The organism is Cupriavidus plantarum (assembly GCF_905397285.1).
GTDB classification, from domain to species: Bacteria; Pseudomonadota; Gammaproteobacteria; order Burkholderiales; family Burkholderiaceae; genus Cupriavidus; species Cupriavidus plantarum.
In genome coordinates this window covers 338,327-352,697 of record NZ_CAJPUX010000005.1, presented here as the reverse complement: position 1 = coordinate 352,697, position 14,371 = coordinate 338,327, and the positions used below count along the sequence as shown (strand labels likewise).

The following is a 14,371-nucleotide window of genomic DNA, read 5'->3' as shown; positions in this document are numbered from 1 at the left end:
AACGATCAGAAGCCGTTGATTTATATAGGTATTAGTACGCCATAGTGTAAACACCAAGATGGTTATGTTAGTCTCCCATCTGGTGCAGATTCCCCCATCTGGTGATGTCCGTGACACAAGCTCTCCCCAAAACCGCCCGCCTTCGCACGCTGGGCATGTCCGCCGAAATCGCGGCGCGCATGCGCACCATGATTCAGGAGGGCGAACTGCCGCCGGGCGTGCGCATCGACGAGAAGGCGTTCTGCGAGGCGTTCGACGTTTCCAAGACGCCGCTGCGCGAAGCGCTCAAGATCCTGGTATCGGAAGGGCTGGTGTTGCATCGGCAGTACATCGGCTACCGCGTGGCGCCGCTGGACCTCGATGAACTGCGTGCCACGTTCGAAACGCTGCACGGACTGGAGGCGCATGCGGGCGAGCTGGTCGCCCAGCGCATGAGCGATGGGGCGCTGGCGAAGATCGAACGCCGTCATCAGGCGATGATCGACGCGCATGCGGCGGGCAAGCGCACCGACTACTTCCGGATCAATCAGGAGATTCATCAGCTCATTGTTGACAGCGCGGCCAACGCGGTGCTGTCGGGCATCTATGCGACGCTGATGAGCAAGGTGCATCGCGCGCGCGGCGCGGCCAACGCGGACATGCTGCGCTGGCAGGAATCGCACGAGGAGCACGAGGCGATCGTGGACGCATTGCGCGAGCCGGGCCGGCCCCGGCTCGCGCGGATTCTGCGCGAGCATTCGGAGAACACCGCGCGCGAAGTGTTGCGCGTCGTGGAAGCATCGCTGGCCGAGCCGAATGTGGCGGCCCGATAGGTGGGCATAGGGAAGCGGGCACAGGGTTTGCGTTTCCCCGCATCGCATGCCACTTTCGAAAGGGGAACGCCATGAAGCATTCGGAATCCAGTATTCGCCATCCCGCTCCCAAGCCTACGCAATCGGAGCGGGGGCAGAACCCTGCCGCGGAGGCCGACGCCGACGGCGCGCCGGGCAAAGGCAAGCCCACGTCTAACGAGATCATGAACGAGCAATCGTCACCGCGAGACGAGCAAGGTAACCGGGATCAATCCGACAAGCCGCACGTTAGCGGTTGAATGACGCATCGCCGCGGCGGGCTCGGCTTGGAACTTGCTCTCCTTTGTGAAAACTGGAGAGCGCATGCTCAGAGACATCGTCGTCATCGCGGCATCCCGGGGCGCAGTGCCTGTACTGCGGGTTCTGGTCGAACGACTTGACCCGGACCCGCGCGTCATCCTGCTCATCGTGATGCATGTGGGCAGGCATCCCAGCATCCTGCCAGACCTCCTCACCAGCTGGGGACGCATTCCCGCTTTCCATCCCGCGCATGGCGAATCGCTGCAGCGCGGCAACATTTACGTGGCGCCGCCGGACCGCCATATGGTCGTGCGTGGCAACACGCTTTGCCTGCTCGACACCGCCGCGGAGAATTTCTCGCGGCCGGCCGCCGATCCGCTCTTTCGTTCGGCGGCGCGCGAATACCGCGAGCGTGTGGTCGGTGTGGTGCTGACCGGCGATCTCGACGACGGCGCCGCCGGACTCGCGGCCGTGGGCGCGCGGGGCGGCTATGTCGTCGTGCAAGACCCCGACGATTGCGAGGCGCCGTCGATGCCGCGTTGCGCGATGGCGGCGGTCGGCGTCGATGCTGTCGCCACGCGGGAAGCATTGCCCGACATGCTTCGCGCTGCGATAGAGGGCGCTCCCACGCGTGAGGAGACCATCATGGCAAAGCGTATGCCGGGGAACCGGCCCGATCTGGATCGCGAGGCCGCCATATCGGAAGGTGGGCTCGCGGAACCCGCGGCACTCGACGAGATTGGCGAACGCGCCGCGCTGACATGTCCCAGTTGCCATGGCGCACTCTGGCGCCTGCGCGACGATCAGCCCCTGCGTTATCGGTGTCACACCGGACATGCGTTCACGTCGCTGTCCCTCGAAGACGCCAATGCACAGTCCGCCGACGATGCCATCTGGGGCACGATTCGCGCGGTCCACGAGCGCATCATCCTTGCGCGCGAGCGGCTGGCGTGGGCACGGCGGGCGGGTCAGCATGCCGATGCCGAACGGGAGCAGCTGACCATTGTGGAGAACGAGAAACTCGTGGAATTATTGCGCGCCGCGGCAGCAATCCCGAGCGAGTGAACATCGTCGCGCCCTGTCCGGAATGGCCGCATTGCGGAGATGCACCCGGCCCGTCTTCCGGCGTTTTGCGCCCGATTGCACCGTTATATTGAATGAACGGAGACATCGGACAGAGGAAAGCTATGGCACAGGGAAAGATTCTCAGAGACCTTGTCGTTCTGGACCGGTATATCGCAGAGAAGGAAGCGGAGCTACGGCGATGCGAATCCGGCGCGTTGGCAACGGCGGCGGCCACTGCGATGGACGGAGGGGACGACCGCACGGCGGAACGGCGAGCCATTCAGCGCTCGCTCGACGTGCTGCGCATCAGGCGCCAGGAGCTATTTTCGCGCGACCTTTTTGCGCGCGACAGGAGCTGAACGCCACGCCCTCAGCGTGCGGTCGTTAGCAGCGCGAGCCGCAGGGCATTTCGAAACCGCCGCTCGGCCCCCAGTGTGCGGCAGAGCAGCGCCAGCACGCGCGAGTACTCGTCGGGCGGGGCACCCCCGGCCTTCAGCCCGCGCGCGCTGCGGAGTTGTCGGCGTATGTCGTCGCGCAGGGTCTCGATGCGCCGGTCCAGTGGCGCGAGATTTCTGGCGAGTACGGTCTCGCGGCGCAATGCCGCCAGGTCGGACGATGTGCGCTTCATGGTGCTGCTCCAGTAGAAAATCCGCACCCGTCTTCCGCATCATTCGTTCCTGCGTAACCGCTCACCGGCGAAGCGGCGATCCGGACGGTGTGATCTGCCAGATTTGCAACGATTGTCACGATTGCACGTTGTTTCGTAAGAAGCGACTTGGGGCAGTCATGGAGTGGAATGACGGAAGGGACGGAGTATCATGCCGCCAACGTCTTCCAAATTCAGATCGCCGATGGCACGCTCGCGTCCCACAGCCATTCCCAGCCAGTTGAATTTTCCCGTCGTGGGCATCGGGGCCTCCGCTGGAGGCATCGAAGCATTGAAGAGCTTCTTTGAATCCCTGCCTTCCCGCACTGGGGCGGCGTATGTGGTCGTCCTGCACCTGTCGCCCGACCATGCCAGCGGATTGCCCGACGTGCTGGCCGGCGTGACCAGCATGCCGGTGGTGGCCGTGACGGACGCCAGTGCCATCGAAAGCAATCATGTCTACGTGATCGCGCCAGCCATGGTGCTGACCATGGTGGACGGTCTCCTGCGCGTCGCGCCGGCGCAGACACATGACGACCGCCGCGCGGCCATCGACCTGTTCTTCCGCTCGCTGGCGGAGGCACACCGTGAGCGCGCGGTGTCCATCATCATGTCCGGAGCCGGTTCGGACGGCTCGGTCGGCATGACGCGCATCAAGGAACTCGGCGGCATCACGATCGCGCAGCAGCCCGACGAGGCCGCCTTCGCGAGCATGCCGCGCGCGGCCATCAACACGGACATGGTGGATCTGGTCCTGCCAGTGTCGGAGATGCCGCAGCGGCTGATGGACCTGTGGGTCACGGCGAGCCGCATCCAGCTGCCCGGCATGCCGGAGCCGGAAAAGGGGGAAGTCGAACAGGCCGAAAGTATCGAGCGCGTGCTGCGCGAGATCATGGTGCTGCTGCGCACGCGGACCTCGCACGATTTCAGGCAATACAAGCGCGCGACTATCCTCCGGCGGATCGAGCGGCGTCTGCAGGTGAGCGGGCTGACGGATTTGCACGAGTATCGCGACTATCTGCAGTCGCACCCGGAGGAAACGCCGCTGCTGTTGCAGGACATGCTGATCAGCGTGACGAACTTCTTCCGCGACCGAGAAGCGTTCGACGTGTTGGAGGCGGATGTGATGCCCCAACTGCTGGAAGGCCGTGCGCCGAACGAGCCGATCCGCGTCTGGTCCGCGGGCTGCGCGACGGGCGAAGAGGCATACTCGATCGCCATGCTGCTCCAGGAAGCCTCCGAGGGCGGCGCGGAGACGATACCGTTCCAGGTATTCGCCACGGATATCGACGAACGCGCCATCGCCCATGCACGTTCGGGACTCTACCCGGAGTCGATCCTCGCGGACGTGAGCGCGGGCCGCATGCGTCAGTTCCTGATGAAGGACGCGGCGCACTACCGCGTCAAGAAAGAACTACGCGAGCACGTGCTGTTCGCGATCCACAACGTGCTCAGCGACCCGCCGTTCTCGCGGCTGGACATGGTTTGCTGCCGCAATCTGCTGATTTATCTCGATCGCGAGGCGCAGATCGATATCCTCCGCACGTTCCATTTCGCGCTGAGGCCGGGCGGCTATCTTTTTCTCGGCAGTTCCGAAGCGGCCGACAGTGTCAGCAACCTGTTCTCCGTCGTCGACAAGAAGGCGCGCATCTACCGCGCGAATGTCGCCGTCCGGTCGGATACGCCGATGCCGCTGGCGGCCGCCGGCATGACGAACGCGCGCATGCCCGTGGCTTTGCCGCCGCCAAGCGGCAAGCGCAAATTCTCGTTCGGCGACCTGCATCAGCGCGTGGTGGAGCAATACGCGCCACCGAGCGTGCTTGTCAGCCGGGAATCCGACATCGTCCACCTGTCGGACCGCGCTGGCCGCTTCCTGCAATATGCGGGGGGCGTGCCCTCGCACAACATCATCGCCGCCGTGCGGCCCGAATTGCGTCTGGAACTGCGGACGGCCATTTTTCAGGCGCTGCAGAGCAATCACAGCGTGGAGGCACGCCGCGTCGAACTGACAAGGGACGGCCGCCGGTTCTTCGTCAACATGATCGCGCGGCCCGTGCATGACGCGGAGGCCAACTCCGATTTCGTGCTGATCCTGTTCGACGAGGTCGAGGACAGCATGAGCGCGAGCAGCGACGGGACCCAGAAGACGCCGCGAGATCCGCTGGTGAGCCAGCTCGAGAACGAACTCCAGCGAACCAAGGAGCAGCTGCAGGCGACTGTCGAGCATTCGGAGACGTCGACCGAGGAACTCAAGGCGTCGAACGAGGAGCTGCAGGCGATCAACGAGGAACTGCGATCCGCGACCGAGGAACTGGAAACGAGCAAGGAAGAGCTGCAATCGATCAATGAAGAACTGACCACGGTCAACGCGGAGCTCAAGTCGAAGGTCGAGGAGACGAGCAAGATCAATGACGATCTGCAGAACCTGATTACGGCCAACGACATCGGCACGATCTTCGTCGACCGCAGCATTCGCATCAAGCGCTACACGCCGCGCGCGACGGAAGTGTTCAGCATCATTCCGTCGGACATCGGCCGATCGCTGCTCGATATCACGCACCGGCTCGAGTACGACAAGCTCGCCGACGATGCGGCCGAGGCGTTCGATTCGCTGCGGTTGATCGAGCGGGAGCTGCGCAGCACCGACGGACGTTGGTACCTGGCGCGCTTTCTGCCGTATCGCACCACCGAAGACCGCATCGACGGCGCGGTGCTCTCGTTTATCGACATCACGTCGCGGCGTGCCGCGGAAGAGCGCCTGCGCGAAGGCGAACGCCGTATGAATATCGTGGCGGAAAGCACGCGCGACTACGCCATCATCACGTTCGACGACGATGGCCGCGTCACCAGCTGGAACATCGGCGCGAGCCGCATCTTCGGCTACACGGAACACGAGATGCTCGGTAATACGGCCGATGTGCTGTTCACGCCCGAAGATCGCGAGCGCGGCGTGCCGGCACAGGAGATGGCGCAGGCGCGCAAGTACGGCCGCGTCGAGGAAGACCGGTGGCATGTGCGCCGCGATGGCAAGCGTTTTCGTTCCAGCGGCGTGTTGTCCCGCCTGGACCAGAGCGGCGTGATCGGCTTCGCCAAGATCGCGCGGGATCTGGACGAAGTGTTGCCGGCCGGTGCGCCGCGCGCGGACCACGTCAAATGGCAGCAGGAGCAATTCCGCCGCGACGAGTTCCTCGCGGTTGTCTCCCATGAACTCAAGCATCCGCTGAATCTCATCAGCGCGAGCAGCGAACTGATTGCGCGCTCCGCGGAGGCGCGCCGCAATCCCGTGATCGAACGGGCGACCAACACCATCCGCCGCACCGTGATGAGCCAGGCGCAGATCATCGACGACCTGCTCGACATGTCGCGCGTACGAACAGGCAAGCTTTCGATCGTGCGCGAGATGGTGGACCTCGCGGCGGTGGTCGGCCGCGTCTGCGAAGCGATGGCGCAGGACGCGGGTGCACGAGGTCTGGCATTGCATTGCACGGTGCCGGCCGAGCCTGTCTGGGTGCATGGGGACCTGACGCGCCTGGAACAGGTGGTGTGGAATCTGCTGAGCAATGCGGCGAAGTTTACCGAGGCCAGCGGAGAGATCACGGTGAAGGTCGAGACCGAGAACGCCCTCGCGCGCCTGACCGTAAGCGACACAGGCGCCGGCATCGACGCGCAGACATTACCGTTCATCTTCGACATGTTCCATCAGGGAGGGTTTTCCGCGGGACGCCGGACGGGCGGTCTCGGTATTGGCCTGTCGCTGGTCAAGGAACTCGTGACGCTGCAGGGCGGTTCGGTACGCGCGGCGTCCGACGGGCCAGGGAAAGGCGCCACCTTCACTGTCGAGTTGCCGCGCGGCACCGCGCGTATCGGCGGCACGGAGTCCGTTTCGGTCCCGGGGTCGCTGCTTGACGGCATGCGGGTCATGCTCGTCGATGACGATGCCATGACGGTCGAGACCTTCCGGCTGCTGCTGGAATCCGAGGGCGCGCAAGTGGACGCCGCGATGAGCGGCGACGCAGCGCTCTCCGCGATGGAGAAGCAGCGGCCCGATCTGCTGCTCTCGGACCTCGGCATGCCTGGCATGGATGGGTATCAGCTGTTGCGCGCGGTGCGCGACCGCGGGCATCTCGCCGGTATCCATGCGGTGGCGATGAGCGGCTTCGGCCGTCAGGAAGACATCGATGCCGCGCTGCGCGCGGGCTTCGATGCTCATCTGTCCAAGCCGATCATGCTTGATGCGTTGCTAACGACGGTCGCGAAACTGAAACAGCAGTCACAGACCGGATAAAGACAAGAGGTTGAAAAAAAACCCGCCACGGGGGCGGGTAATCGTAAGCACTCTAGTCTGAACGACGCAGGGAAACGCCGTCAGAATTCGATGGTAGTGCGCGCTTTCGGAGGGACTGCCGTTCGAAACGCGCCCTCAGCGGACATGTCCGGAAGACCCCGCGGGTGGCTTGCCAGGCGGCGCTCGCTTTGGCGCGGCGGTGGGGAGCAGTGGCTTTGGTGCGGGCCGATGCTGATCCACCCACACCTTGCCCCACGCCAGTCCTTCGGCCAGCGCACGCTCGCGCGTATGAAAAAGGCCCAATGGCCCCGAGGTGGCAAGGGTATCGCCGTCCCGCATGACACATCCCATGGCCTGGAAAGTGTTATCCGCAAACAGGCGCGCAAAGCCCTGCACTTCATGTCCGCAATAGTGTTGAACCGTCATGGCCGCATCTCCTCGTCCGTGTCTGTCGTCTCGCGACCTGCGTGGGAACAGTCGTCCCGGAAATGATGGTATGGACTTTGCCAGTGTGGTGCCATGCCGAGATGACGTCGATAATAGTAATATTCTGGACACGTCTGAAACGGCCAATTCAACTTGGGATGGAGCGATGTCAGCGACGTTCATCTATACCAACGACGCGGCAGATTTTGTCCAGTTCGAATCTGAAATTCGCGCATTTGACCAGGCAGGCATGGTGCTGGACCTCGGCCGGGCGTGGTGGGAGCAAAGCGGACCCATGGTGGCGGCGCTCGACCGCCCGGAATTGCGCCGCATGCTTCAGCGCGTGCGCGCGGGCGACACCATCGTCACGCTGCGCCTGTCGAGCGTGGGCCGCAACGTCAACGACGTGCTGGCCACGATCGATCGCCTCCGCGCGCTCGGTGTGCATCTCCGATGCATGGAGCTGGGCGACTGCGACCTTACGGCGGCCGATACGGAAGCCTCGCTGGCGTTGCGCGCTATCAGCCGCCTCGAACGCCAGTCGCGGAGTACCCGGATGAAGGAGAGTGCCGCCATGGCCGCCGGTCTGGGGCGGCGGCTCGGCCGTCGGCCTTCGGTCGAAGCGAATTCGCACGTTGTCATCCGGGAAGCGTTGCAGCGGGGCACCTCCGTCAGCGAACTCGCGCGAAGGTTCTCCGTATCGCGGCAGACGATCATGCGCATTCGCGACGCCGGAGACCGCAGGTAACGCACTCGCTGGCATGACATTCGCGTCGGCGGACGGAACGCGCGGGTCACACTGACCCGCATTCCGATCCCTGTGCAGCAGGCAACATGCGTAACGCGGTTTTACGCGATGCTGCAAATATTCCTGACGCCGATGTCCAGTCCGCAGCCCGCCGAAGGCCGTCGCCCCGATGTCAAGCGAATCGCCGCCGAACTCTGGCGCACCGCATGGCAGTACCGTCTGCGCGTAGGCGCGGCCATCGCGCTGTTGCTGCTGGCCAAGGCCGCGACGGTTGCCGTCCCACTCGTGCTCAAGCTGATCGTGGACGAGGTGACGGCGACGCAGTCGTTGACGGGACCCAACAGCGGCGCGCGCATGGGTCCGCTGGTCCATCTCGTGGCGACCATGCCGGTATTCCTGGTGCTTGCGTATGCCGTGCTGCGCCTGCTTGGCAATGCGTTCAATGAGCTACGGGATGTGGTCTTCGCGCATGTCGCGCAAAGTACCGTGGCCGCCTTCATGGGACGCACGTTCGCGCACCTGCATAGCCTGGGCGCGCGTTTTCACTCGCGGCGGGAGACCGGTGGCGTGATCCGCGATCTCGAGAAGGGGACGGCGGCCATCGGCTTCCTGCTGGGCGTCGCGGTCTTCACCATCGTGCCGACGCTGCTCGAGATCGCATCCGTGCTGATCATCATGATCGCCGCCTATGGCGGACAATTCGCCGCGATCATCCTCGTGGTATTCGCCTTGTACACGGGCTACACGTACATCTTCACGCAGCGGCGGATGCGCGTGCAGCGCAAGGTCAATGCCGTCGAGGCGCAGACGAACAGCCGCATTGTCGATAGCCTGCTCAATTACGACACCGTGAAGTACTTCGCGCGCGAGTCGTTCGAGACCCGGCGGCTCGGCACGCTGCTGGAGCGGTGGGTGGGGGTCAGCGTCGAGAATCAATATGCGCTCTCCACATTGCATATCGGGCAGAGCGTCTGCATTGCGCTCGGCGTTGCGGCGGTGATGCTGCTGGGCGTCCAGCGTGTGGTGCAGGGCACGCTGACGGTCGGCGATCTGGTGCTCATCAACGCTTACGTGATCCAGGTGGTACTGCCGCTCAATACGCTGGGCTTCATCTTCCGTGAGTCCAACGACGCCATGACGAATGTCGAGCGGCTGTTCGACTTGCTCGATGCCAAAGGCCGGGCCGGGGAAGATGACGACGCGCCCGGGGCGCGCCCGTTGCACGTGCGGGGCGGCGAGGTCGCCTTCGAGCATGTGAACTTCAGCTATGACCCAAGCCGCCAGACGTTATGGGATGTGAGCTTCCGTGTCGGCGCCGGTCAGACGATTGCCGTGGTCGGCGGCAGCGGCTCGGGAAAGTCGACGCTTGCAAGGCTGCTGTTCCGGCTGTATCAGCCGGACTCGGGCAGTATCGCGATCGACGGCCAGGACCTGCGGCTCGTCACGCAGGCGAGCCTGCGCGAGGCGATCGGTATCGTGCCGCAGGATACGATCCTGTTCAACGATACGATCGCGTACAACATCGCCTATGGCTGCGCCGGCGCCACGCGCGCGGACGTGGTCGCCGCGGCCCGCGCCGCGCAGCTCGACGCGTTTATCGACCGCCTGCCCGAAGGTTACGACACGCCCGTCGGCGAGCGCGGAGTCCGGCTCTCCGGCGGCGAGCGCCAGCGGGTGGCCATCGCGCGGGCGCTACTCAAGAAGCCGCAGATCGTGGTGTTCGACGAGGCGACGTCGGCGCTCGATACGCGTGCCGAACGCGCGATCCAGCAGGAACTGTCGGCCGTGGCGAGAGGGCGCACCGCGCTGATCATCGCGCACCGGTTATCGACAGTAGTCGATGCCGATCACATACTCGTGATGGAGCACGGACGCGTGGTGGAGATGGGTACCCACCAGACGCTGCTGGCGCGCGGTGGCGTGTATGCGCAGATGTGGCGGCTGCAACAGCAGCAGCGCGAGCTCGAGCGCACGGAGGAACGCCTCGCCCTGCAGCCCGTGCGGCTGGAAACCATTGTCGCGAGCGTGGTCGATGGCCTGCGCGAGAACATCGCCGCCCATGGCGTGCATCTGTTCACCGTGCTGGGCGAAGCGGAGCTGCGCGTGACAGGCGACCCCGGCGTGTTGCAGAAGGCGATATGGGAACTGTGCGAGCTGGCGATCGGCGCCGCCGCGCCGGGCGGGCGCGTGGAGCTGCGGCTGGAGCGGTCTAATGGCGATGCCGCCCTGACGCTGATCGCGCCGATGTCGGAAGCGGGGCAGGCGACGTCAGCCACCACGGTCCAGCGGCTGGGTGGATGGCTCGCGGAGTCGGGCGTGACGCTCGGCACGCGGGTGGACGCGTCGCAGGGTACGGAGTCCTGGCACGTGACGATGCCGCTGCGGCCAGTGCGGGAATCCCTGGCGGAGTCCGCGCCAGCGAGCAACCATGCGGAAATCGTGCCGATCGAACCCAATGCATTGAGCGGGCTATACGTGATGGTGCTCGACGACGACGCGCCGACGCGGGAAGTCCTTACCGAGGCACTGGAAGACCTCGGCGCGCGCGTGGCCGCGTTCGCGCGCGGGCAGACCTTGCGCGAAGCGCTGGAACGCACATCCATCAACGAGTGGCCCGACGCGCTGATCTGCGACATCGCCCTCGACGACGAAGACGGCTATACGGTACTGCGCGATCTGCGCAGGCTGGAATCGGCGCGCGAGGTGCCGTTACCGCGCCGGCTCACAGCCATCGCGCTGTCCGGCCACGCGCAGCCGCAGGACCGCATTCGCGCGATGATGGCGGGTTTTCAGCTGCATCTGTCGAAACCCGTGCAGATGAGCGAACTCGTCACCGCGATCCAGACGCATACGCAACGCGCGCCTGCCGCGTGATGGGGCGATCTCGGGCCTACCGCGTATTGGCACCTGTGACGCGCGCAAACGCGCGGGCTATGGGACGCGGCACCACGCGCCGCTCATGCGTGATCCACGGTACCGCGCGCAGCGTCTCGATCACGCCGGCGATGCCGTGTTCGCGCCATAGCCGCGGCAATGCGGCAGCGGTCGCGCGGCATGCCATCGGCACCGGCAAGCGGAGCCAGGCCGCCCAGATGGCATTGCGTTCGAGGAGGCGCCGCCGCGCGCGAACGTCGCGAAGCGGACTCGGCCAGTGGTGGACGACAAGCACGGGCGCATACAACAGCTGCCACCCCGCCGCTGCGAGGTCGAGTGCAAGCACCGTTTCTTCGCCACCGATGAAGAAGCGCGGCTCATAGCCGCCGGCCGCGCGGAACGCGTCGGTCCGAAAGGCTGTAGCGCCCGCCATCAGGCCCAGAATGGCACGGCCGGGCAATCCCGCCGAGGGAAGCGGACTGTGCGCCATGACCCTGCTCGTCGGATCTTCGCGTTCCGATTCACCGACGAGGACACGGGCCGTGAGCGCGCCGACGCGCGGATGCGCGTCGAACAACGCGCAGGCGCGCGAGAGCGATCCCCGCCCCCACCAGCAATCGTCATCGCAGAACGCGACGTAGCGCGTACGGGCCACCGTCGCCGCCCATTCGGCGCCACGGTTGCGGCCGGCCGCGCCAATATTGGTGTCGCCACGCAGGTGCGTGACGCCTGGGAAGTCCGCGCGCAGCATTTCCGTCGTGCCGTCGGTGCTGCCGTTGTCGGCGACGGCCACGGGCACCGCCTCCGGCCACGCGCAAAGCTGCGTCAGCGTGCGGCGCAGCGACTCGCGTCGGTTGCACGTAAGCACGACGACGCAGATATCGGGAGTCAACGCGCTGTTCACCGCTCAACTGACCACGGCCCGCCGCGGGCGATGGGCATCGCTCGTATCCACCGCCGCCAGTCCGAGACGCGCGATGAAGTAGGCGATGGTTCGTTGCAGGCCTTCCGCGAGGTCAGTGCTCGGCGACCAGTGGAGCAGCGTGCGCGCGAGCGTGATATCCGGGCATCGCTGCCGGGGATCGTCCTCGGGCAAGGGCCGGGCCTCGATGGCCGAGAGCGATCCCGTCGCGGCAAGGACGCGTGTCGCGATCTCGCGCATCGTGGATTCGCATGGATTGCCGAGGTTGACGGGCGTGCCGGCCGCATCGGATGCCATCAGACGGACGAGTCCATCGATCAGGTCTTCCACATAGCAGAACGAGCGAGTCTGCGACCCATCGCCATACAGGGTGAGCGGCTCGCCCGCGAGGGCCTGCGTGATGAAGTTGGACACGACGCGGCCATCCGCGGGATGCATGCGCGGGCCGTAGGTGTTGAAAATCCGAGCAATCCGGACATCGACGTCGTGCTGTCGGTGATAGTCCATGAACAGCGTTTCCGCGCATCGCTTGCCTTCGTCGTAGCAGGCACGCCGGCCCACGGGATTGACGTGGCCCCAGTAGCTTTCCCCTTGCGGGTGGCTATCCGGATCGCCATAGACCTCGCTCGTCGATGCCTGCAGGATGCGCGCCCTGACTCGCTTGGCGAGGCCCAGCAGGTTGATCGCGCCATGCACGCTCGTCTTCGTCGTCTGCACCGGATCGCTCTGGTAGTGCACTGGCGAAGCAGGGCAGGCGAGGTTGTAGATCTCGTCCACTTCGACATACAGTGGGAACGTCACGTCATGACGCAGCAGCTCGAAGCGTGGGTGGCAGATGAGCGCGGCGATATTCTCCTTGCTGCCTGTGTAGAAGTTGTCGACGCACAGGACGTCGTCGCCATCGGCCACGAGGCGCTCGCACAGGTGAGAGCCGAGAAATCCGGCGCCTCCCGTCACGAGCACGCGCTTGCGGTCATATTTCCTCATGGTTCGCTCCGGGAGGATGTCGTCGTAACAAGGTCATTACGCCGCCACGCGGCCGGCGGCGCGTGCGGTCGCCACGCGGGCGTAGACGCGTTCCATTTGCGCGGCCACGCCGCTCCACGTGTAGTGGGCCTCCGCGCGGGCGCGGCCCGCCTGGCCCATCGCGCGGGCGAGCGCGGGGTCGGCGGCCAGCGCCGCGAGCCGATCCGCCAGGGCGTGCGGCGCACGCGGCGGGACGAGGAAGCCGGTCTCGCCGTCAGCCACGGTGGAGCGGATACCGCCCACGTTCGCGCCGATGACCGGCACGCCGCAGGCCATTGCCTCGACCGGCGTGATGCCGAAGGGCTCGTACCACGGTGTCGTCACGAAGACGTCGGCGGCGCTGTAGAAATGGCGAAGCTGCTCGCGGCCGCGGCGTCCGACGAATGTCACGAGGTCCGCGGCGCCGGCGTCTTGCGCGACGCCGGCGAGGCGCCCGATCTCGGGCGTCGCTTCGACGCTCGGCTGTTCGGCATTGCCGCCCACGACGTAGAGCCTCGCGTCCACGCCGAAGCTCGCGCGCAGACAGCCGATGGCGCGGATCACGTTGTCGATGCCCTTGCGCGGCACGAGGCGGCCCAGCTGCAGGACGGAGAACGTGCGCGGCGCCCAGTGGAGGGCTTCACGCGCCTGGCCCCGGTCCATCGGCGAGAACTCGCCGTCGTCGAAGCCGCACGGCACGACCTCGACCCGCGCGGGGTCCGCCGCGTATAGCTCGACCAGATCCTCGAGGTCCTGTGGGCATTCGGCGACGACGCAATCCGCCTCGCGCACAAGTTCATCCTCGATATCGAAGCGGCTGTCGGGGAATCCGTCCGCGCTGCCCTGATGCAGGCGACGGACCTTGCCCAGCGCATGGAACGTCATGACGAGCGGAATGCCCAGCATGGCCCGCGCGCGCAGCGCGGCGACGCCGGACATGAAGAAGTTGGCATGCAGGACGTCGTAGCCCTTGGAATCGCGGCGCATGAACGCGACCATCTCGTCGCCGAACGCCGGCATGAAGGGGAGCAGCTGCTCCTTCGGAATCTGTCGTGCGGGGCCGGCCGCGACGTGGACCACGCGCACGTTGGGCGCGAACGCCACCACGTCCGGCAGCAGCGCCTTGTCCCGGCGGGTGAACACATCCACCTGATAGCCGCGTTTGCCGAGCTCTCGCGCGAGATGCGCGACGTAGACGTTCTGGCCGCCGCAGTCGATGCTGCCGACGCTGGCCAATGGCGAGGCATGCTCGCTGATCAGGGCAATCCTGTGCATGTCCGGCTCCTTGGGAGGACGAGAGGTTCGCGTT

The 14,371-nt window shown here is 65.5% G+C and carries 11 protein-coding genes; 7 read left to right on the top strand and 4 right to left on the bottom strand.

The genetic code is table 11. From position 1 onward, the window contains the following. Window positions 1-104 precede the first annotated feature (104 nt). The 4 genes from KHP16_RS21635 (at window position 105) to KHP16_RS21620 (ending at window position 2,515) form a co-directional block, all read left to right on the top strand. Window positions 105-812: a GntR family transcriptional regulator gene (locus tag KHP16_RS21635; RefSeq protein ID WP_211961100.1), complete on the top strand. Its 708-nt coding sequence runs from the start codon at window positions 105-107 to the stop codon at window positions 810-812. Between the two features lie 71 nt (window positions 813-883). Beyond that, window positions 884-1,090: a hypothetical protein gene (locus tag KHP16_RS21630; RefSeq protein WP_146208453.1), complete on the top strand. Its 207-nt coding sequence runs from the start codon at window positions 884-886 to the stop codon at window positions 1,088-1,090. A 64-nt stretch (window positions 1,091-1,154) separates the two neighbouring features. Next, window positions 1,155-2,156, top strand: a complete 1,002-nt coding sequence (locus KHP16_RS21625; RefSeq protein WP_211961099.1) for a chemotaxis protein CheB — start codon at window positions 1,155-1,157, stop codon at window positions 2,154-2,156. A 122-nt stretch (window positions 2,157-2,278) separates the two neighbouring features. After that, a complete protein-coding gene (locus KHP16_RS21620; RefSeq protein WP_211961098.1) occupies window positions 2,279-2,515 on the top strand; it encodes a hypothetical protein in 237 nt (78 codons plus the stop codon). An 11-nt stretch (window positions 2,516-2,526) separates the two neighbouring features. Here KHP16_RS21620 and KHP16_RS21615 read toward each other — a convergent pair whose 3' ends face one another. Further along, window positions 2,527-2,784, bottom strand: a complete 258-nt coding sequence (locus KHP16_RS21615; protein WP_109583875.1) for a hypothetical protein — start codon at window positions 2,782-2,784, stop codon at window positions 2,527-2,529. A 223-nt stretch (window positions 2,785-3,007) separates the two neighbouring features. Here KHP16_RS21615 and KHP16_RS21610 point away from each other — a divergent pair, with 223 nt between their 5' ends. The 3 genes from KHP16_RS21610 (at window position 3,008) to KHP16_RS21600 (ending at window position 11,135) form a co-directional block, all read left to right on the top strand. Further along, entirely contained in the window at window positions 3,008-7,087 is a 4,080-nt protein-coding gene (locus KHP16_RS21610) for a CheR family methyltransferase (RefSeq protein WP_211961097.1), read from the top strand. A gap of 496 nt (window positions 7,088-7,583) precedes the next feature. Beyond that, window positions 7,584-8,261 (top strand): recombinase family protein, encoded by a 678-nt coding sequence (locus KHP16_RS21605; RefSeq protein WP_167468488.1) that lies wholly within the window; start codon window positions 7,584-7,586, stop codon window positions 8,259-8,261. A 132-nt stretch (window positions 8,262-8,393) separates the two neighbouring features. Then, entirely contained in the window at window positions 8,394-11,135 is a 2,742-nt protein-coding gene (locus KHP16_RS21600) for an ABC transporter transmembrane domain-containing protein (RefSeq protein WP_115954481.1), read from the top strand. A 16-nt stretch (window positions 11,136-11,151) separates the two neighbouring features. Here KHP16_RS21600 and KHP16_RS21595 read toward each other — a convergent pair whose 3' ends face one another. Genes KHP16_RS21595 through KHP16_RS21585 form a run of 3 tightly spaced genes read right to left on the bottom strand, consistent with a single transcriptional unit; the run spans window position 11,152 to window position 14,337 of the window. Next, window positions 11,152-12,027 carry a glycosyltransferase family 2 protein gene (locus KHP16_RS21595; protein ID WP_211961096.1) on the bottom strand — a complete coding sequence of 292 codons (876 nt, stop codon included), beginning with the start codon at window positions 12,025-12,027 and terminating at the stop codon, window positions 11,152-11,154. Window positions 12,028-12,042: 15 nt separating this feature from the next. Further along, a complete protein-coding gene (locus KHP16_RS21590) occupies window positions 12,043-13,044 on the bottom strand; it encodes a UDP-glucuronic acid decarboxylase family protein (protein ID WP_211961095.1) in 1,002 nt (333 codons plus the stop codon). A 36-nt stretch (window positions 13,045-13,080) separates the two neighbouring features. Further along, entirely contained in the window at window positions 13,081-14,337 is a 1,257-nt protein-coding gene (locus KHP16_RS21585) for a glycosyltransferase (protein WP_211961094.1), read from the bottom strand. Window positions 14,338-14,371 lie beyond the last annotated feature (34 nt).